Genomic DNA, 19,610 nt, shown 5'->3' with positions numbered 1-19,610 from the left:
CTAGCTGGAGACGTCGCTCTCGGCCGCGCGCTCGAGGTCGCGGGGCAGCACCAGGTTCATCGGGCGGGCCAGCTGGGTGGGCACCGTGCGGCCGCGCAGTTCGACGATCTCGCCGACGTCCCAGCTCAAAGCCTCGGCATCGAGTGCACCGCTGACCGCGATCGCCGAGGCCAGCACGTGGCCTTCCTCCAGCTTGGCGAGCTCGGTGAGGCGCGCGGCCTCGTTCACCGGGTCGCCGATCACGGTGTATTCGAAGCGGGCCTGAGCGCCGATGTGGCCGGCGATCGCGCGTCCGGCCGAGACTCCGATACCGAACTCGGTGTCGCTGCCCAGCACGCTGAGCAGCTCGTCGTGCAGTTCGCGGGATGCCGCCAGCGCGCCACCGGAGGCGTCGGGATGCTCGATGGGGGCGCCGAAGATGGCCAGCGCGGCGTCACCCTGGAACTTGTTGACGAACCCGCCGTGACGGTTGACGGTGTCGACGATGACCCGGAAGAACTCGTTGAGCAGGTTCACCACGTCGCCGGCCGGGATGGTCGACGCCAGATGCGTCGAACCCACCAGATCCACGAACAACACGGCGACGTCGCGTTCCTGGCCGCCGAGCTCGGTGCCGCGCTCCAAGGCGCGACGGGCCACGTCCTCACCCACGTACCGGCCGAACAGGTCGCGCAACCGTTGCCGCTCGGCCAGCTCACGCACCATGTCGTTGAAGCCGGCCTGCAGCAGGCCGAGCTCGCTGGCGTCGTAGATCTGCATGTGCGCGTTGTAGTTGCCGCGCTGCACCTCGCCTAGCGCCCAGCGCAGCTGGCGCAGCGGATCGGCGATCGACATCGCCACCAGCACGGTGCTGGACAGCCCGATCACCAGCGCGGCGATGGCCAGCAGCAACAACGGCGTGGTCAACCGGTCGGCGGATGCGGTCAGGATCGAGAACTTGCTCGCCACCAGGGCCAGCACGATGGCCAGGAGCGGCACGCCCGTCGAGAGCACCCAGGTGAGCACCTGGCGCAGGATCACCCCGGGGGCGCGGAAGTTCTCCGGAACCCCGCCGCGCAGCGCGGCCACCGCGACCGGCCGCAGCACGCGCTCGGACTGCAGGTACCCGATGATCGCGGTGGCCGTCGCACCCAGGGCGGTGGCGACCAGAACCACCGGAGCCGACTTGCTGGCCACCGGCCAGCTGGCCACGATGAACACGATCGAGCCCAGGAACCAGTTCGTGACGCTGATCAGGGTGCGGTAGAAGGGCATCTTCAGCGCCCGCACGCGGGCCAGCTCGGTGATGGCCGGGTCGGACTTGGACAGCAGGGTGTCGCGGCGCTGCCACCGGATCACCGGGATCAGCAGGCGTAGGGCCAGGTAGGCGCCGATGGTGAACGACACGAACAGGTAGCCCAGGAAGATCGCCAGGTTCACCACCGGGAGGTCCTGGAGCTGGATGCGGTCCTCCGGCGGCAGGCCGAAGCGCAAGAAGCCCAGCACGAACAGCGCGCCGATGATGTCGGCCTGCAACATGCCCAGCGTGAACACCGGCCACGGGGTACGCGCCACCCATCGCGCGAATGCACCGATTCGCGCGATGGGTATGGGCTCCGTGGTCACCCGTTCACCGTATCGGGCCGCAGGGACGTTCAGCGCCTGCTGTGACGTGGTTGTGTCGGCTTGACCACTACTGTTGGGGACGATGAGCGGGGTCTTTTCGCGGCTGGTGGGCCAGCAGGCGGTGGAACAGGAGCTGGTGGCGGCTGCGTCGGCGGCCCGGGGTGATTCGCCACACAGTGGCACCACCGTCGGGACCATGACACATGCATGGCTGATCACCGGCCCGCCCGGATCAGGGCGTTCGGTGGCGGCGCTGTGCTTCGCGGCCGCCCTGCAGTGCACGTCCGAGGGGACTCCGGGCTGTGGTGAATGCCGGGCCTGTACGACGACGATGGCCGGCACGCACGCCGATGTGCGGCGGATCGTGCCCGAGGGGCTGTCCATCGCGGTCAAAGAGATGCGCGAGATCGTCCAGATCGCGTCGCGCCGGCCCGGGACCGGGCGCTGGCAGGTCGTGGTGATCGAGGATGCCGACCGGCTTACGGAAGGCGCCGCCAACGCGCTGCTCAAGGTCGTGGAGGAGCCGCCGGCGTCGACGGTGTTCCTGCTGTGCGCGCCGTCGGTGGATCCCGAGGACATCGCGATCACGCTGCGCTCTCGGTGCCGCCACGTCGCGCTGACCACGCCGTCGGTGGATGCCATCGCCGACGTGCTGATCTCCGGTGACGGGCTGCCCGAGGAGGACGCTCGCTGGGCGGCCTCGGTCAGCGGCGGGCATGTGGGCCGGGCCCGGCGGCTGGCGACCGATCCCGAGGCCAGAGAGCGCCGCAAGCGGGCGTTGGGGCTGGCCCGGGACGCCGCGACACCCGCGCGGGCGTTCGCGGCGGCTGAGGAGATGGTGGCCGTCGCCGAGGCCGAGGCGCTGGCGTTGACCGCCGGACGCAACGAGACCGAGACCGAGGAGCTCAAAACCGCCCTGGGCGCCGGTGGCACCGGAAAAGGCACCGCGGCCACCACCCGCGGGACTGCCGGCGCGCTCAAAGAGCTGGAGCGACGGCAGAAATCCCGGCAGACCCGGGCCTCCCGCGATGCGCTGGACCGCGCCCTGATCGACCTGGCCACCTACTTCCGCGATGCACTGCTGGTGTCATCGGGAGCGACGGCGGTGACGGCCAACCACCCGGATATGGCCGAGAAAGTGGAGGCCATGGCCGCCCACGTGCCACCGGACCGGCTGCTGCGCTGCATCGAGGCGGTGCTGGAATGCCGCGAAGCGCTGGCCATCAACGTCAAGCCGAAGTTCGCGGTCGATGCCATGGTGGCGACCATCGGGCAGGCGCTGCGTGGGTGAGTTGGGTCCTGGGCGGTGTCTGCCGTAAAGTGGTGCCGCCCGGTTCGCTGGGTACGCCACCCTAGCTCAGTCGGTAGAGCAATTCACTCGTAATGAATAGGTCAGGGGTTCGATTCCCCTGGGTGGCTCCACAAGTCCAGGTAGGACAAAAATGCTGCGCTTCCGCAGGTTGAAGCGGCGATAGGCTCCCTGTTTATGGCACGGATCGTAGTGGGCGCGGTTCTCGTCGCCGCGGTTTCACTGACATCTCCGGTGGCAGGCGCCGACCCGGGGCACATCCCTGATCTGGGTAGTTACACCGCGGTGGATATCGACGACTACAACACGTACTACAACTATCCGACGACGAACGGCGCGCAGTTCGTCACTCCGGGTGGGTACCGATGCCGGATCACCTACACGGGCCGTGCCAATCCACCCATGAAGCAAGCCAGCTGCTGGGGTGAGCTGCCCGGTACGTCGAGCAACATGGTCAGCGTCTTCGCGGCCATGTCACTCGATCCGGCGACTTTCTCTACCGGGGATCTGGCCGGCATGGAGAAGTACACGGACTACAAAGAGCCGCGTGACCGCACGGTTGATCCGGCCGACTACAAGCTGCTTCCCGCGGGCAGCAAGCTCGTCTACCCCGATACCGGCACGTGCGCCGTCACCGAGGTGAGCACGGTGTGCGTGGTGGGCGACCACGGCTTCGAGTTGTCGGCGAAGGGCAGCCGCGTCTTCTAGTCCTTGGACAGCGCTTCACGGGCCACGTTGCGGGCCGTATTCGCCGCAGGAAAGCCGGCGTAACCGCTGGCGTGGTAGATGACTTCGGCGATCTCGTCCTCGGTGAGGCCGTTCCGGAGGCCGATCCTGACGTGCGACTCGAACTCGTCGGTGGCCCGCAGGGCGATCAGGATGCCCATGGTGACCAGGCTGCGATCACGCCGGCTCAGGCCCTCGCGGCTCCACAGCCGGCCGAAGACATTGTCGACGCCGATCGCCAGCAGTTCATCGCCGAAGCTGCCGTCGGGTTCGACGTTCTTCTCCGACAGATGCGGCACCATCTCTTGAAGGACCCGCAGACCCTTTTCACGTACGTCGTCAGTCATGCTTGCCAGCTTGGCACCACGCCCGTTCTAGTCGTCGACCGACCGCATTACGAGCGTGTTTGAACCGCTGCGCAGGTAAGCAGTCGATCGCCAATCGTTGTTGCTGAGTGCGGTATCCAGCGCTCTGCTGGTGAGAAACGGGCCAGCAGGTACTTCAGTACGAAGGCTCTCCTTGAGGCTCGGAGCCTCGCCGGTTGCCGTAGGCGCGTATTTCGACCGCAACGCGTCTGCGGTGGTCGGTTGAAGTTCGATGATCGCTTCGATCCAGTAGACCGAGGGCCCCGGCACCGTGACCCGGCTGTCCGATTGTGCGCCGAGGGTGCCGCTCATCCATGTGGCAGAGATCGGGCTGCCAATGTTGGGGAACCGTTTGGTCAGTGGCCCGAGATCATGCCGAATCTCATTGACTTCCACCGAAGTTTCTGTCCGCGGGGATTCGTTACCGCTGCGACAGCCTCCGAGCGAAATCGCGACTGCGAAAACGAGGGCCACACCGACTGGTCTCAGTAGCGTCGTCATTGTGTTGTCCTGACTAACTTCCCGATGCAATCTGCATTGGGAAGCCGATGTCGTCGCGGGCGATGCTTCCCGGGTAGCCGGGTGGTTTCCGCTTGGTTCCGAAGTATCCGTTCAGATGGTCATTCGATGAGTGCATTGATTTCCTCGGGGATGTCGCCGGCCGTCTCCGGATAAATGTTGGTCTTGACCCACGTCTCGTCCGGCTGTCGGTCAACGTAAGACGTGCCTACATCGCCTGATAGCAGCCATAATTGGTCGTTGGTAGACAGCCAGGTGATACCGATTCCGTGGCGGGTGCTGTAGGCGTACGGGTCGCGGAACACCTCGGTGCCCGTTGTGTTGTTTCGGATCACCGCAACCCAGGTGTCGACGCCGTTCTGATTCCGACCCAGGTCAACCGACGCCGTGTAGTGCCCGGAGGGCGAGTCCCGCGGATGGTCAGGCCGCGCGAAGCGGTCGTCAGCGCTACGTGAACTACCGCCGAGAATCCCGCAGCCGCCGAGGGTGCCGGCGATCAGCAGCGCGATGGCGAACTGTCGGATCATCGTGCTAGCCATGTCTCATCACTGGCCACGCGCAATAACGTTGTACGCGCTGCCGAACTGGCGGATCGCGTCGTTGATGCGAGGCCATGGCGCCAGGTACACCGTCAGTTGACTGTCGTAGATGCTCCAGTCCTCGACAGCAATTTCACTTGGAGATAGCAGGCGACCGTCTCTGAAAAACTCTTCATTGATGTGAGGATCATCCGGGCGAGCGGTGAGTGAGACAACTTGAAACGCGAGTCCTGTTTGGGCAACTGAAGGTGTGGGATTCTCCGAGCTCGGATTTGCCAAGTGGGCGCCGGTCGCTACAAGGCTGCGGAGGCGAGCAGCTCGAAGAAGGTCTTTTTGGGCGGACGCCCTGTCAGCCAGAGGTGGCTCCGCCACAGCGGTTTTCGCGAACGCGATTTCGTAAGTGTTAGCACGCTCAGAAACGGTGGTGGTGAAGGTCTGGTTCGCTTCGGAATCCTTCGTCATCGCCGCGAACAGAGATGCTGTACGACGCATGTGCGAGCCTGGGTCATCGAGGGGTTCAAAACCTGCTACACCAGCGGCATCTCCGACCATCGCTCCGATGTACGGGACGAGCACCTGCGCAAAGGCCTGCCAGAGTGCAGGATTCGCCGGAGCGCTCGCGATCTTTTTCCGGTCGTCAGCCAGGAACGATGCGATGGCGTGCGCGGTTTGGCCGGCGCGCGTTGCCGAGGCCTGGTCGGTCGACTGTGCGTCCCGTGGAATCCGAGCGAAGAGCTCGGCCGCGCGACGTCCATCGTCACCCCACGACGCAGAGGTGACCTCCCACAGGAACGCCTGACCATCCGGGCCCGTGACTCGGTCCCCGATGGCGGCGGCGTCCGTGCTTGCGGGAAGTTCGGGCTCGGTATCCGAGGTACAGCCGACGAGAGTGACTAGGAGCGTCAGGACAACGGCGAGCCAGCCGAGGTGTCCGAGAGTTCCGCGATAGCCATCAAGCGCGCTCACAGAACACCCCCTCGACAGGATCCCGACAGTCGACCGTCAGGATTTTCCCTCGGCGCGTCCTTTGTTCGGATCGCTGTTCTCAGCGCCCGGCCCGAGCTTCTGATTCTGGAGCTCATCAAACGCGTTCTTGAGCCCGTTGACGTTCTGCCCGATGGCGAGCATGTCCTTGTTGGCGTTCTGGACGGTGTTGTTGACCTGGGTGATGCCTTCCCTCGCGATCGGGATAAGGCTTTTCTCGCGGGCTTGGGAGCTCAGCGATTTGGGCAGTGAGTCGACCGCACTGTCGACCCAGGACTTCGTGGCGTCGAGTTGATTGCGCCCGCTGGTGACGACGTTCGCGGCGTTGGTGACTTCGGCGGCCAGCTTTTTGTCGAGTTCAGCCAGCTTTTCGTACACGGTGGCATGTTCTTTGTTGGCGGCGGCATAGGCCTGCGAGGCGGGCCCTTGCCACCGGTGGTCCGGCGCAGCCGATTCGACCATGCTTTTCATGCGGAGTAGCTGGGAGCTGCCGTCGTGCTGAGATCCGTCGACAGGCGTGCCGACTCCGAACGTGTCCTTCGCTTTTGACCATGTCGAATAGAAGCCATCAAGCGCGCTCACAGATCGTCCCCCTCGACAGGATCCCGACAGTCAGCGTTGATTATCCCAGCACCCGAACTAGCTGGGTGCCAGGAATCCGACGGGCCCGGGGGAGATGCAGACCGACAGGGCGGCGGTGTTGGCGTGCACGGTGATGGACTGGCCGGCGCCGGGCAGTCGGACGAAGACGCGGTTGAGGCCGGGCCGCACCGGCACCTTCACCTCGGGTCCCTCGGCCAGGGCCATGGTCAGGGAACCGTCGCTGTTGGCCAGATAGTTGATCTCGGTGGTCCAGTCGGCAGGCAGCAACGGACCGTCCAGCGGCATGACGACGGGTTCGTCGGGCTGCACCAGGAATCCGCACTTCGGCGCCGGGCCTTCGACGATGGTGCGCACCCAGGTCACCTTGGCGTCGACCAACGTGCCGGTCCGGTCGAACATCCGCAGATCGGTTGTTGCCGGGGCGAACTCGGGGCGCGGAGAGGCAAGGGCGAACATGTGGCTGGCCAGGTTCTCCGGAGCGGCCACCCGCTGCAGGATCAGCGGATCGACCTCTTGATCCAGCAGGGGAGCGGCCGAGGAGGTGGAGGCCAATGATGCGCGGGCATTGTTGAGGTAGGCGGGCACGGGATTGTCCTGCCACACCTTCAGGAAGGTGAAGGTCGAATACAGGCTGCTCGCCACGAAAAGCGCTGCAAGACTGAAACATACGGCAGTCCGTGCCCGTGAGGCCGAGAGGGCGGAAGAGAACCGTGAGTCTCGGTTCGGCGCACAGAATCCCACAGCCGCGAGCAGCGCCAGCACGACGACCAAGTCCGGCAGATAACGCAGCGTCTGTGCCAGCTCCAGCGCGGTGAACCGGGACGAACGCATCAGATAGATCGGGATCTGGCAGGCCACGGCATAGCCCAGGGCCACGACCAGCACCGGCCAGATGCGGGTCTTGCGTACCAGCACCACCGCCACCGCGACGACCAAAAACACCCAGCCCAGCACCATCACGGAGACCGGCGGCGTGGCCCACGGGGAGGCGGGCGCCCAGCGCTGCCAGGACCATGGGCCGCCCACGAGCCCGGGCACGATGCCGTGCGTGAACGAGCGGCTCAGCAGGTCCCAGGTCATGGTCAGGTCGAAGCTCCATCGCTTCTGATCGACGACGACGAGGTAGACCCCGATCCACGCCACGATCAGGGCCAGGGACCCGACCCACAGCCGAAGGCCGCGCTGCCACACCTCACGCACGCTGAAAGTCCCGGTGACGTACCCAAGCAGCGCCACCACTGCGAACGCCACGAACGGGATCACCGCGGCCTTCTCGAAGAACAACAGTCCGCCGAGAAACACCAGCACACCTGTGACGGCGTGCCGCGAAGACCCGGTCCGCACCAGTAGTACGGCCTCACCAGCGACCCACGCCAGTGCTGCCTGCATCGGCAACGTGTTCAGCCCCGCCGCCCACCACGCGAACCCGGGCAGTGCCAAGGGCGTGAACAACGCGAAGGTCAGGGGCACGAGCAACACGGGGCGCCAGCCCAGGATCACCCACAGCGCCCGCAGCAACGCCAAGGACGCCAGCAGCTGCATCACCACCAGACTCACCGCGGCGAGTACCCAGGAGAACGGCGCCACCCGGGTGACCGCCCCTGACACCAGGAACGCCGCGGGCATGACGTGGCCGTCGTGATCGTCGAACAGGTAGGACGGTGACAGCAGATTCTGGGTCCCGGCCCGGCCGATCAGGATCAGATCGTCCCAGTAGAAATAGCCCCCGAACGCGAGTATCGCCCGGACCACCAGGTGCAGCGCGATCAGCGCAGCGGCGATGCGGGCGACCTTGTTCACTCTTGCCGACTGTACGGACCCAGCGGGGGCACACTTGCCGTCGGTATGGTGAGCCGGTGCGAACACTGGTGACAGGAGCGGCAGGTTTCATCGGATCGACGCTGGTTGACCGCCTGCTGGCGGACGGGCACAGCGTCGTCGGGCTCGATGACCTGAGCTCGGGGCGGGCAGAGAACCTGAGCAGCGCCGACAACAGCGACAACTTCGAGTTCGTCAAGGCCGACATCGTCGACGCCGATCTGCTGGGCTTGTTCAAGGACACCCAGCCCGAGGTGGTCTTCCACCTGGCCGCCCAGATCTCGGTGAAGCGTTCGGTGGACGATCCGCAACTGGACTCCACGGTGAACGTGGTGGGCGTGGTGCGTCTGGCTGAGGCGGCCCGTCAGTCCGGTGTGCGCAAGGTGGTGCATACCTCCTCCGGCGGTTCGGTGTACGGCACCCCGCCGTCCTATCCGACCAGTGAGGACACCCCGACGAATCCGGCTTCGCCGTATGCGGCGAGCAAGGTGGCCGGCGAGGTCTACTTCAACATGTTCCGCAATCTGTACAACCTGGATTGCTCGCACATCGCGCCGGCCAACGTCTACGGTCCGCGTCAGGACCCGCACGGTGAGGCCGGTGTGGTGGCGATCTTCGCTCAGGCGCTGCTGGCCGGGCGGCCCACCAAGATTTTCGGCGACGGCTCCGACACCCGCGACTATGTGTACGTCGACGACGTGGTCGACGCCTTCGTCAAGGCGTCCGGACCGGACGGCGGCGGTCAACGGTTCAACGTCGGTACCGGGGTGGAGACATCGACCCGCGAGATGCACACTGCGATCGCGCTGGCTGTCGGTGCCGCCGACGAACCGGAGATGCACCCGCCGCGGCTCGGTGACCTGCGTCGTTCCCAGCTCGACATCAGCCGGGCCCGCGACGTGCTGGGCTGGCGGCCGCAGGTGGATCTGGCCGCGGGTATCCCCAGGACGGTCGAATTCTTCCGGGGTAATTCCCACTAAAAGATTGTGAGTACTCACTTTCTCGTTTAGCGTTGCGTCATGTCCTACGACGTCATCGTTCGCAACGGCCTGTGGTTCGACGGCACCGGCGCCCCGCCGCAGGTTCGTACGCTGGGGATTCGTGACGGGGTAGTGGCCGCGGTATCGGCCACCCCGCTCGATGAGTCCGACTGTCCGGACGTCATCGACGCCGGCGGCAAGTGGGTGCTGCCCGGCTTCGTCGACGTGCACACGCACTATGACGCCGAGGTCCTGCTCGATCCGGGCCTGCGGGAGTCGGTGCGCCACGGCGTGACCACGGTGCTGCTGGGCATGTGCTCGTTGTCCACCGTCTACGCCGACACCGAGGACGCTGCCGACCTGTTCAGCCGCGTCGAGGCGGTCCCGCGTCAGTTCGTGCTGGGCGCCCTGCAGCAACACAAGACCTGGTCGGGTCCCGCCGAGTACGTGAAGGTCATCGACGAGTTGCCGCTCGGCCCGAATATCGCGTCGCTGCTGGGGCATTCGGACCTGCGGGCCTCGGTGCTGGGGCTGGACCGGGCCACCACCCGCGGGGTCACTCCGACCGACGCCGAGCTGGAAACCATGGCGGCCAAGCTCGACGAGGCCCTCGAAGCGGGCATGCTCGGTATGTCCGGGATGGACGCGGCGATCGACAAGCTCGACGGGGACCGGTTCCGGTCCCGTGCACTGCCATCGACGTTCGCGACCTGGCGTGAGCGCCGGCGCCTGATCAAGGTGCTGCGCAAGCGCGGACGGATGCTGCAGAGCGCGCCGAGTACGGCCAAAGCCTATGAGGCACTGAACTTCTTCCTGGAGAGCAGCGGCCTGTTTGGTCGGCGTCAGGGTGTCCGGATGAGCCTGCTGGTCTCGGCTGATGCCAAGTCCGCGCCCGTCGCGGTGCACGTGCTGGGGCCGGGCATCCGGCTGCTCAACCGGCTCCTGGGCGCCAAGGTGCGATTCCAGCATCTGCCCGTGCCGTTCGAATTGTATTCGGACGGAATCGATCTGCCGGTCTTCGAGGAGTTCGGCGCCGGTACTGCGGCGTTGCACCTCAAGGATCAGATCGAGCGCAACAAGCTGCTCGCCGATCCTGAGTACCGCCGCCGGTTCCGGAAGTCGTTCGACCGCCGCGTGCTCGGACCGACCCTGTGGCACCGCGACTTCCATGACGCCACCATCGTCGAATGCCCCGACAAGACGCTGATCGGCAAGAGCTTCGGCCAGATCGCCGACGAGCGCGGCATCCACCCCCTCGACGCCTTCCTCGACGTGCTGGTCGACAACGGTGAGCGCAACGTTCGATGGACCACCATCGTGGCCAACAACCGCCCCAAGTACCTCGACCGGCTGGCGACGGATCCCTCGGTGCACATGGGCTTCTCGGATGCCGGTGCGCACCTGCGCAACATGGCGTTCTACAACTACCCGGTGAAGCTGCTCAAGCGGGTGCGCGACGCACAGCTCGGCGGCAGGCCGTTCATGTCCACCGAGCACGCCGTCCACCGGCTGACCGCCGAGGTGGCCGACTGGTTCGGCGTGTCGGCCGGCACGCTGCGCCAAGGTGACCGGGCCGATTTCGTGGTCATCGATCCGGCCGGCCTGAACGACTCGGTGGAGGCGTACCACGAGGAGTCGGTCCCGTTCTACGGCGGGCTGAGCCGCATGGTGAACCGCAACGACGACGCCGTCGTCGCCACCGCCGTCAACGGGCAGGTGGTGTTCCGCAACGGCCAGTTCCGCGACGGCTACGGTGAGTCGGTGAAATCGGGCCACTACCTTCGGGCGGGAACCAAGCACCTGGACCATACGCCGGTCTGACATGGCCAGAACCCAGCAGCAGCGCCGCGAGGAAACCGTCGCACGACTACTCGACGCCGCCATCGACACCATCATCGAGGTCGGCTATGCCAAGGCCTCGGCAGCGGTGATCGCCAAGCGGGCCAAGGTTTCCGACGGTGCGCTGTTCCGGCATTTCCCCACCATGAGCGACTTCATGGCGGCCACGGCCCGTGAGGTGGCACGGCGTCAGCTGGAGCTGGGCAGCAAGTTGGGCGCGGACATCGCCGCCGAGCAGCCGCCGTTGCCGGCGCAGTTGAGGATCCTGCGCGACATCGCGGGTAGCGACACCAACACCGTGTGGCATGAGCTGCTCACGGCGGCGCGCACCGACGAAAAGCTCAGGGCCGCATTGCAGACCGTGCTTGCCGAGTACATCGCCAGCATCTACGAAATTGCCAAGGGCGCGCCCGGGATGGATCAGTTCCCCGAGGATGTTTTCGCCGTAATCCTGACCATCGTGATCAACACATTCGACGGGGCCGCCATGGTGCGGCGCGTTCTGCCGATGCCCGAGCTGGAGGATGCCAGGATCGAAATGTTGGCGGCGTTGCTGAGCCGCTAGGTATCTTCCGGCACCCGTACGTTCTGCAGAGCCACGGACCGGGCCAGCCGGGCGTAGCGCAGCTCGATGTCCTTGAAGCGCAGGTATGTCGACAGCGTGACAAACACGAACGCGATGATCAGCACGTACTCCATGAGGTCCGTACCGCGTTTCACGCCAAGCCAATTCGCGAGGACCGTGGTGTCGTCGGGCCGAAGGATGGCGTAGATGCCCGCGCCCACGAACAGCACGAAGCCGACCTTGACCCAGGCTTTGGACCGTGCGCTGCGTCGAGATCCCAGAAGGTAGGCCAACAGCGCCAGCACCGAGACGATCAGCAGGGCCTGAATCCAGTTCACCGGGACATCCTCCTGCGTAGCAGTCCGTCGAAGACGATGTTGACGCCGTTCAGCAGCGGCTGTCCCTTCGACTTCGAGTAGTCGGTGTAGAGAATCTCGACCGGTTCCTCGGCCACCCGCCAATGGTTTTCGGCTGCCAGTGCGATGAACTCGCCGGCATGGCTCATGCCGTTCATGGTCAGGTTGAGTGCATCGGCGACAGTCTTGTTGAACACCCGCAGTCCGTTGTGTGCGTCGGTGAGGCCGAGGCTGCGGCTCTGCGGGCTGAGAAACGCCGCGGCGCGCAGGATGACGCGTTTGACCGGCGGGACGTGGGTGACCGTGCCGGCAAACCTGGTGCCCACCACGAGATCGGCGTTGTCGGTATCGAGCCGATCGATCATCCGGATCACATCTTTGACCTGGTGCTGCCCGTCCGCGTCGAAGGTGGCGAAGACCCGGGCACCCGGACGGCTGCGGGCGTACTCGACCCCGGTCTGAATGGCCGCGCCCTGACCGAGGTTCACCGGATGGGGGACCACGTGTGCGCCGGCGGCGAACGCCATATCGGCGGTGTCGTCGCGACTGCCGTCGTCGACGCACACCACGTTAGGAAAAACGGAGCGCACGTCGGAGATGACGTCGCCGATGATGCTCGCCTCGTTAAAGGCGGGGATGATGATCCAAACGTCGTGAAAGCGCATGTCGATGGGCACCAAACTACACGGTCACTGCATTGCCAGCTTGGCCAGCGCGACCAGGTGAACAGCGATTCCTACCAGCGGTCCGCACAGCAGCGCGACGATGGTCCGAGTCTCCAGCCCCACCGGTAGCAACAGCAGTGCCACCGCTGCGACCGTGGCGAGGATCCAGCCCAGTGCGTAGGCCCGGTGCAGGGCGGCTGCGACGGTAGCGGCGCCGGTCAGCGTTAGCATCGCGATGGCGACGGCGGCCGCGGTCAGCCAAGCCAGCAGGGCGCCGCCGGCGCGGTACTCGTCGCCGAACCCGACTCGCAGCAGCCAGGGGCCGAGCAGCCCGGCCGCGGCCACGCCCACCGCACCCAGTGCGGCTACCGCGGCCGCCGGCGCCAACAGTGCCCGCAGCCGTTTGTCGCGCTGGTCGACGAAGTGTGCGATCAGATTGCCCTGCATCGCGGTGAGCGGAACCAACAGCGGGGCGCGGGTCAGCGTCACGGCGAGGATCACCACACCGCCGGCCGCGCCCAGATCCCCCGAAGTGGCCTTGAGCAGCACCGGGAAGCCCATCACCAGGATCGCGCTGGCGCCGGCCGCGGCGATCGAGTGTGCGGCCCCGCGTAGGAATGTCGACGGGCTGCCCGCGGTGAGCAGCCCGGCCGCCAGGCGCGCCGCCGGCGCGGCGATCAGCATGATCAGCCAGGCCACCGCTCCGGCCACGGTGGCCCACAGGAACCCGGCCAACCCCCAGCCGAGCACGAACGTCGCCGCGGCCACGGCCACCCGGATTCCGGCGTCGGTGACCATCAGGGCCCCGTACTCGGTCCAGCGGTTCACCCCGGCGAGCATGCCGAGCAGCGTGGCGTGCAGACAGAATCCGGCCAGCCCGACGCTGAGCAGCACGACGCTCAGCGCGCGCGACTCGGCGAACACGTGCCCGCTCCACAGCGGTGAGCTGGCCGCGATCACCAGGGCCGCGACGATGCCGACCAGGGCGGCGATCCGCATCGGGTGGGTGGTCGGCCCGCCGCTGAGGTCGCGGTGCCGAGACGAGCGCACCTCGCGGGTGGCCTCCTGCAGCAGACCGTTGGCAGCCCCGGTCACCAGGCCGAACGCACCCCAGAACACGCTGAAGACCGAGAAGCCGGCGGGCTCGAGATCGCGCGCGGCCAGGTACAGCACGGCGTAGCCGCACAGCGCACTGAGCGCCGTCGCCGCGCCGACGCGGGCGACGCTGCTGCGCGTGACCGGTCCGGGTGCGGGTGCGCCGCCGGCATCGGTCACAGGTCCGGCAGCTCTTTGGAGTACAACCAGGCCTGCCACAGCGATTGCAGTGGCTCGTCGGTGTAGCCGGCGGCCAGCCCGGTGAAATCGTCGGTAAACGCCGTGCTGTGTCGGTAGCGGGCTGTCCAATCCCTCAGCAGCGCAAAGAAATTCCGGTCGCCGATCAGAGTGCGTAGCGCGTGCAGGGTCAGTGCGCCGCGCTTGTAGATACGGTCGTCGAACATGTCCTCGGGCCCGGGATCGGACAGCAGAATGTCCTGGGGCTTGTCGCGCAGCCGCTCGTGGTAGTGCTCGGCCCACTCGGCGGCGGTGTGGCCGCCGCTGTGCTCGGACCACAGCCACTCCGCGTAGCAGGCGAATCCCTCGTGCAGCCAGATGTCGCGCCAGCGTCGCGCCGTGACCGAGTTGCCGAACCACTGGTGGGCCAGTTCGTGGGCGATGAGCCGTTCGGCGCCGCGGTGCCCGTCGCAGTGGTTGGCCCCGAAGATCGAGATGCCCTGGGCTTCGAGCGGGATCTCGAGATCGTCGTCGGTGACCACCACGGTGTAGCCGCTGGCCAGTGGATACGGGCCGAACAGCTTGATGAACAACTTCATCATCTGCGGTTGGTGCTCGAAGTCGTGGTCGAACTCGCGCCGCAACCGAGCGGGCAGCACCGCGTGCATCGGTACCGGCGTCTTGGTCAGCCGTTGGCTCTCGTACTGGCCGATCTGCAGGGTGATCAGGTAGCTCGACGTCGGCTCGGCCTGCTCGTAGGTCCACACGGTGTGCCCGGCGCGGGCCTTGCGGGAGATCAGTTCACCGTTGGCCAGGGCGTAGTACGGGCTGTCGGTGCTGATCTGGATCCGGTAACTGGCCTTCGAGCTGGGGTGGTCGTCGCACGGGAACCAGGAGGCCGCCCCGTTGGGCTGGCCGGCCACCAGGGCCCCGTTCGACAGTTCCTCGAAACCGACGTCACCCCAATATGTTGCGATGGGGCGCGGGGTTCCGCTGTAGCGGACGACGATGGTCATCGCGGCCCCGGCCGGTAACGCCGAGGACAGGGTGACCGACAGCTTCCCGCCAGAACATCGGTACTGGGTCGGACGGCGGCCGTTCACCGACACCCGCGACACCGTCAGGGCGTCGGACAGGTCGAGGGTGAAGGTGCGCAGCGCGGCCAGGGTGACCGCGGTGATCGTGGCTGTCCCGGCCAGCCGGTTGATCGCCACCTTGTACTCGAGGTCGAGTTCGTAGCGCGACACCCGGTACCCGAAATTGCCGTTGCGCGGCAGATACGGGTCGATAACGGGCGGGGGTGCCAATTTCTTCGCTGCTTTCTTCGATCGGGTCACGCGGCGGAGTCTTCTGTTTTCTTGGCGGTCTTGTCGGTGGTCTTGTCGGCGGAACGCTTCTTGCCGAACATGTTCCACGGCGCGATCGGGTTGCCCTGCCACCTCGTCGACGGCGGTACCTCGTCGCCGCGCATCACCAGTGAGCCCGGTCCGACCGTGGCGCCGGCACCCAGTCGGGCCGCGGGTAGCGCCACGCAGTGCGGCCCGAGTGTCGAACCTTCTTCGAGCACAACGCTGTCCAACCGCATGATGCGGTCGTGGAACAGGTGGGTCTGTACGACGCAGCCGCGGTTGACGGTGGAGGCGGTGTCCAGTGCCACCAGATCGGCTTCGGGCAGCCAGTAGGTTTCGCACCACACGCCGCGGCCGATCGAGGCTCCCAGCCCGCGTAGCCACAGGTTCATCACGGGGGTGCCGCTGGCAGCCCGGGCGAACCAGGGGGCCGCGACGGTTTCGACGAAGGTGTCCGACACCTCATTGCGCCACACGAACGATGACCACAGGGGGTGTTCGACGGCGCGGATCCGGCCGACCACCAACCACTTCGCGATCACCGCGATGGTCCCGGCCACGGCGCCGGCGGCCAGCAACACCAAGCCGCCGGTCAGCGTCGCCCAAAGGAATCCGAACCGGATCGTCACGGCCTGCATCGCCCCCAGCACCGCGACTCCGATCGCGAAGGTGACGATCACGGGGATCACCCGGCAGGTCTCCACGGTCGAGCGCATGATCTTGAGCCGAATCGACGGGTGGAAGGTGCGTAGTGCGTCGGCCTCGGTGGCGTTGCGGCGCAACCGGACCGGTGGGCTGCCCAGCCAGGATGAGCCGGCCTTGGCCTTGTGCGGCGTAGCCGACAGCACGGCCACCAGGCCGTCGTCGGGCACCTTGCGGCCGGGCTGGGTGATGCCGGAGTTGCCGAGGAACGCGCGCTTGCCGATGGTGGCCTTGGCGACGTGGATCCAGCCGCCGCCCAGCTCATAGGACGCCACCATGGTGTCGTCGGCCAGGAACGCGCCGTCCTGGACCTCGGTGAACTTCGGGGTGAACAGGGCTGTCGAGATCTCGGTGTCCCGCCCGACTTTCGCGCCGAGCAGCCGCAGCCACCAGGGTGTCAGCAAGCTGGCGTAGATCGGGAACAGGTAGTTGCGGGCCGCATCCATCAGGCGTTCTGTGGTCCACAGCTGCCAGCCCACGCGGCTGCGTACGGGGTGGTAGCCCTCCGAGAGCCGCACTGAGAGGATGCGCACGCCGATCACGGTCAGCGCGGCATAGGTCAGCAGCGCGACGACGGCCGCGGCCGGGGTCCATGCGAGCGCGGGCAGTACGGCGTCGGCCGGTGAGGCAGTGCCGTGCACGGCCCAGACGATCACCGCCAGGCCGGCGGCCAGAGCGAGCAGCGGCAGACCGGCCAGCAGCAGCGAGGACACGCCGTACACCGCGACCCACACCGGGGCGCGTCCCGGCCGGTGATCCGGCCAGGGGTGGCGGGCCTTGCCCGATTTCACGGCCGGCGAGCCCTTCCAGAACTGACCGTTCTTGACCTTGCCGACCACTGCCGATCCGGGGGCGACGTCGGCGTTCTTGCCGACGCTCGCCCCGGGTAGCAGCGTGGTGCGGGCGCCGATCGTGGCGTCGTTGCCGATCGACACCGGGCCGACGTGGAAGAGGTCGCCGTCGATCCAGTGCCCCGTCAGGTCCACCTCGGGCTCGACCGAGGCGCGGTGGCCGATCTTGAGCATGCCGGTCACCGGCGGAGCCGAGTGCATGTCGACGCCCTTGCCGACGCTGTTGCCCAGCGCGCGGGCGTAGTAGACCATCCACGGTGCACCGGCCAGGTTCTCCGCACCGCTGGCAGCGCCCAGTCGTTCGGCGATCCACACCCGCAGGTGCACGGCGCCGCCACGGCGATAGGTGCCGGGCTCGAGTCCGGTCAGCAGCATCCGGGCGAACAGCACCGCGATGCCCATGCGGCCCAGTGGCGTGACGAACAGCAGGAACCCGGCCAGCACCCACCACCAGCTGAGCGGATGCGCCCACGACACGATCCCCGTCTGGGCGGCCACGTTGTTCAAAATGGCCAGCCAGACCACCCATTGCATGCCGGTGAGGGTGGCCAACGGCAGTGACAATGCGACCTGTGCGGCCTGGGTGAACAGCGGAGTCGGTTTGACCTCGCGGGATTGGATCTCCGGCGGTGGTTTGAGCTCGTCGAGATAGCCGGCCAGCGAGCCGAGCCGGGGGTGATCGTAGAGGTCGGCGACGGTCACCAGCGGGTAGCGCCGTCGCAGTGCGGCCACCAGCTGCGCAGCCGACAGCGAACCGCCGCCCAGCGCGATGAAATCGGCCTCCGGCCCTTCGACGGGCGTGCCGAGCACGTCGCGCCACAAGCCGGCCAGCCAGCCCATGGTGCCGTCGAGTTGCGGCGCCTCCTGATCGGCGTCTCCGGGCGGTGGCCACGGCAGTGCGTTGCGGTCCACCTTGCCCGACGTGCGGGTCGGTAGTTCGTCGAGCAGCACGAGCCTGGGCACCAGGGCGGCAGGCAGCGACTCCGACAGCGCGGCGCGCGCGGCGGCCAGGTCGAATTCCGGATCGGCGCTGGCGATGTAGCCGACCAGCAGCGGGGTGCCGCTGGTGGTCTTGCGGACCGCTGCCGCACCGCCGCTCACGCCGGGCAGGTGCACGAGCGCGTTATCCACTTCGCCCAGTTCGATGCGGCGGCCGCCGACCTTGACCTGATCGTCGGCGCGGCCCTGGAAGTACAGGCCGTCGGCCTCCAATCTCACCAGGTCACCGCTGCGGTAGGCCCGGTTCCAGCCCAGCGTCGGCATGGGCGCGTACTTCTCGGCATCCTTCTCGGGGTCGAGGTAGCGGGCCAGGCCCACCCCGCCGATCACGAGCTCGCCGACGTCGCCGATCGCCACCGGCAGGCCATCTTTGTCGACCACCGCCAGGTCCCAGCCGGCCAGCGGCAGGCCGATGCTGACCGGGCCCTGCCCGTCCAGCTGCGCGGCGCAGGCCACGACGGTCGCCTCGGTGGGGCCGTAGGTATTCCACACCTCCCGGCCGTCCACCGCGAGCCGGGCCGCGAGTTCAGGTGGGCAGGCCTCGCCCCCGAAGATCAGCAACCGCACTGCTTCCAGTGCCTCGGCCGGCCACAGCGCCGCCAGCGTCGGAACGGTGGACACCACGGTGATGTCACGGCTCACCAGCCAGGGGCCCAGGTCCATGCCGCTGCGCACCAGTGACCGTGGGGCGGGCACCAGGCAGGCGCCGTGCCGCCAGGCCAGCCACATCTCCTCGCACGACGCGTCGAAGGCCACCGACAGCCCGGCCAGCACCCGGTCTCCGGGGCCAATCGGGTTGTCCGTCAAGAACATCTGTGCTTCGGCATCGACGAACGCCGCGGCGCTGCGATGGGTGACGGCCACACCTTTCGGGGTGCCCGTCGAGCCCGACGTGAAGATGATCCAGGCGTCGTCGCGACCCAGCGGCTCCGCGGCCCGCCAGCCCCGCGACGAACCCGGTCCGCGCACCAGCCCGGCCTCGGTGATCACGCCGACCACGTTGGCCTCCCCGAATACCAGCTCGGCGCGTTCGTCGGGGTCGTCGGCGTCGACCGGGACGTATGCCGCGCCGCAGGCCAGCACTGACAGGATCGCCACGTACAGGGCATAGCTGCCCGAGGGCATCCGGATTCCGAGCTTGTCTCCGCGGCCGATACCGCGTGCTGCCAGCCAGGACACACTGTCGGCGACGTCGGCGATCAGCTCGGCGTAGGTGAGCTGGACCGTGCCGTCGTCGAGGGCGGGTGCGTCGGGAAAACGCCGGGCCGTGTCGTGGAGGATGTCGACGAGAGTGCGCGGCTCGGGTGCCAGTGGGGATAGCACGTACTGCGGGGGAATCTCGTGCGGACCGGCGGGAGCTGTCACGAGTACAAACTACTAAGCCCCGGCCATCACGGCCCAGTGGCGCACGGCGGGTCGGTCCGGCGTGCCGCTTCGATTTCGGTTCGTGGGATCCGTCAGGCAGACTGGTCGGCGGAGGGGAGTATTCCTTTCGCTGCGATGTCGTCATCACGTCGGTCGTCAATGATCGATCGGTGTCGCGGACCGGTGTGTTGTAACCGGT

The 19,610-nt window shown here is 67.1% G+C and carries 17 protein-coding genes and 1 tRNA gene; 6 read left to right on the top strand and 12 right to left on the bottom strand.

Going from position 1 to position 19,610, the window contains the following annotated elements; genetic code table 11:
- Entirely contained in the window at positions 1-1,605 is a 1,605-nt protein-coding gene (locus EYZ64_RS28895) for an adenylate/guanylate cyclase domain-containing protein (RefSeq protein ID WP_135459064.1), read from the bottom strand.
- An 82-nt stretch (positions 1,606-1,687) separates the two neighbouring features.
- Between EYZ64_RS28895 and EYZ64_RS28890 the strand changes: the two genes are divergently transcribed.
- The 3 genes from EYZ64_RS28890 (at position 1,688) to EYZ64_RS28880 (ending at position 3,622) form a co-directional block, all read left to right on the top strand.
- The gene (locus EYZ64_RS28890) at positions 1,688-2,896 is read left to right on the top strand and encodes a DNA polymerase III subunit delta' (protein WP_135459062.1); all 1,209 of its coding nucleotides are present in this window, start codon (positions 1,688-1,690) and stop codon (positions 2,894-2,896) included.
- 55 nt (positions 2,897-2,951) lie between these two features.
- A tRNA-Thr gene (locus tag EYZ64_RS28885) sits at positions 2,952-3,027 on the top strand.
- A gap of 64 nt (positions 3,028-3,091) precedes the next feature.
- Positions 3,092-3,622: a hypothetical protein gene (locus EYZ64_RS28880; RefSeq protein ID WP_135459060.1), complete on the top strand. Its 531-nt coding sequence runs from the start codon at positions 3,092-3,094 to the stop codon at positions 3,620-3,622.
- Here EYZ64_RS28880 and EYZ64_RS28875 read toward each other — a convergent pair.
- The 6 genes from EYZ64_RS28875 to EYZ64_RS28850 all read right to left on the bottom strand — a co-directional run bounded on the left by EYZ64_RS28875 (position 3,619) and on the right by EYZ64_RS28850 (position 8,450).
- The gene (locus EYZ64_RS28875) at positions 3,619-3,987 is read right to left on the bottom strand and encodes a carboxymuconolactone decarboxylase family protein (protein ID WP_135459058.1); all 369 of its coding nucleotides are present in this window, start codon (positions 3,985-3,987) and stop codon (positions 3,619-3,621) included. The genes EYZ64_RS28880 and EYZ64_RS28875 overlap by 4 nt on opposite strands.
- Before the next feature lie 27 nt (positions 3,988-4,014).
- Positions 4,015-4,401, bottom strand: coding sequence for a hypothetical protein (locus EYZ64_RS28870; RefSeq protein WP_135459056.1), 387 nt, complete (start codon positions 4,399-4,401; stop codon positions 4,015-4,017).
- A gap of 224 nt (positions 4,402-4,625) precedes the next feature.
- On the bottom strand, positions 4,626-5,063 hold the full coding sequence (locus EYZ64_RS28865) for a hypothetical protein (protein ID WP_210115593.1): 438 nt from the start codon (positions 5,061-5,063) through the stop codon (positions 4,626-4,628).
- A gap of 6 nt (positions 5,064-5,069) precedes the next feature.
- Complete coding sequence (locus EYZ64_RS28860; protein ID WP_135459054.1) at positions 5,070-6,029, bottom strand: hypothetical protein; 960 nt, start codon at positions 6,027-6,029, stop codon at positions 5,070-5,072.
- Positions 6,030-6,065: 36 nt separating this feature from the next.
- A complete protein-coding gene (locus tag EYZ64_RS28855) occupies positions 6,066-6,629 on the bottom strand; it encodes an EspA/EspE family type VII secretion system effector (protein ID WP_135459050.1) in 564 nt (187 codons plus the stop codon).
- A gap of 57 nt (positions 6,630-6,686) precedes the next feature.
- A complete protein-coding gene (locus EYZ64_RS28850) occupies positions 6,687-8,450 on the bottom strand; it encodes a hypothetical protein (protein WP_135459048.1) in 1,764 nt (587 codons plus the stop codon).
- A 56-nt stretch (positions 8,451-8,506) separates the two neighbouring features.
- On the opposite strand from EYZ64_RS28850, the gene EYZ64_RS28845 reads away from it, so the two are divergent.
- The 3 genes from EYZ64_RS28845 to EYZ64_RS28835 are packed head-to-tail and all read left to right on the top strand — an operon-like array spanning position 8,507 to position 11,852.
- Complete coding sequence (locus EYZ64_RS28845; protein ID WP_135459046.1) at positions 8,507-9,448, top strand: GDP-mannose 4,6-dehydratase; 942 nt, start codon at positions 8,507-8,509, stop codon at positions 9,446-9,448.
- Positions 9,449-9,487: 39 nt separating this feature from the next.
- Positions 9,488-11,269 carry an N-acyl-D-amino-acid deacylase family protein gene (locus EYZ64_RS28840; RefSeq protein ID WP_135459044.1) on the top strand — a complete coding sequence of 594 codons (1,782 nt, stop codon included), beginning with the start codon at positions 9,488-9,490 and terminating at the stop codon, positions 11,267-11,269.
- Position 11,270: 1 nt separating this feature from the next.
- Positions 11,271-11,852 carry a TetR/AcrR family transcriptional regulator gene (locus tag EYZ64_RS28835; RefSeq protein WP_135459042.1) on the top strand — a complete coding sequence of 194 codons (582 nt, stop codon included), beginning with the start codon at positions 11,271-11,273 and terminating at the stop codon, positions 11,850-11,852.
- Here the strand turns inward: EYZ64_RS28835 and EYZ64_RS28830 are convergent.
- The 5 genes from EYZ64_RS28830 to EYZ64_RS28810 are packed head-to-tail and all read right to left on the bottom strand — an operon-like array spanning position 11,849 to position 19,411.
- Positions 11,849-12,190 (bottom strand): DUF2304 domain-containing protein, encoded by a 342-nt coding sequence (locus EYZ64_RS28830; protein ID WP_135459040.1) that lies wholly within the window; start codon positions 12,188-12,190, stop codon positions 11,849-11,851. The two genes, EYZ64_RS28835 and EYZ64_RS28830, sit on opposite strands and share 4 nt — an antisense overlap.
- Positions 12,187-12,873 (bottom strand): polyprenyl-phospho-N-acetylgalactosaminyl synthase PpgS, encoded by a 687-nt coding sequence (ppgS, locus tag EYZ64_RS28825; protein ID WP_135460310.1) that lies wholly within the window; start codon positions 12,871-12,873, stop codon positions 12,187-12,189. The genes EYZ64_RS28830 and ppgS overlap by 4 nt, the downstream gene beginning before the upstream one ends.
- 24 nt (positions 12,874-12,897) lie before the next feature.
- A complete protein-coding gene (locus tag EYZ64_RS28820) occupies positions 12,898-14,148 on the bottom strand; it encodes an MATE family efflux transporter (protein ID WP_135459038.1) in 1,251 nt (416 codons plus the stop codon).
- Positions 14,145-15,482, bottom strand: coding sequence for a M1 family metallopeptidase (locus tag EYZ64_RS28815; RefSeq protein ID WP_135459036.1), 1,338 nt, complete (start codon positions 15,480-15,482; stop codon positions 14,145-14,147). The genes EYZ64_RS28820 and EYZ64_RS28815 overlap by 4 nt, the downstream gene beginning before the upstream one ends.
- Complete coding sequence (locus EYZ64_RS28810; RefSeq protein WP_135459033.1) at positions 15,479-19,411, bottom strand: Pls/PosA family non-ribosomal peptide synthetase; 3,933 nt, start codon at positions 19,409-19,411, stop codon at positions 15,479-15,481. The genes EYZ64_RS28815 and EYZ64_RS28810 overlap by 4 nt, the downstream gene beginning before the upstream one ends.
- Positions 19,412-19,610: the final 199 nt, after the last annotated feature.

It is taken from the genome of Mycobacterium sp. DL99, from assembly GCF_004762045.1.
In the GTDB taxonomy this organism is placed as follows: domain Bacteria; phylum Actinomycetota; class Actinomycetes; order Mycobacteriales; family Mycobacteriaceae; genus Mycobacterium.
This window is presented reverse-complemented; position numbering and strand designations above follow the sequence as displayed.

What these genes read in the sequence shown, in the direction of transcription:
- EYZ64_RS28840 (WP_135459044.1), top strand. Translation starts at nt 9,488, where the DNA reads ATGTCCTACGACGTCATCGTTCGCAACGGCCTGTGGTTCGACGGCACC.
- EYZ64_RS28890 (WP_135459062.1), top strand. Translation starts at nt 1,688, where the DNA reads ATGAGCGGGGTCTTTTCGCGGCTGGTGGGCCAGCAGGCGGTGGAACAG.
- EYZ64_RS28880 (WP_135459060.1), top strand. Translation starts at nt 3,092, where the DNA reads ATGGCACGGATCGTAGTGGGCGCGGTTCTCGTCGCCGCGGTTTCACTG.
- EYZ64_RS28835 (WP_135459042.1), top strand. Translation starts at nt 11,271, where the DNA reads ATGGCCAGAACCCAGCAGCAGCGCCGCGAGGAAACCGTCGCACGACTA.
- EYZ64_RS28865 (WP_210115593.1), bottom strand. Translation starts at nt 5,063, where the DNA reads ATGGCTAGCACGATGATCCGACAGTTCGCCATCGCGCTGCTGATCGCC.
- ppgS (WP_135460310.1), bottom strand. Translation starts at nt 12,873, where the DNA reads ATGCGCTTTCACGACGTTTGGATCATCATCCCCGCCTTTAACGAGGCG.
- EYZ64_RS28875 (WP_135459058.1), bottom strand. Translation starts at nt 3,987, where the DNA reads ATGACTGACGACGTACGTGAAAAGGGTCTGCGGGTCCTTCAAGAGATG.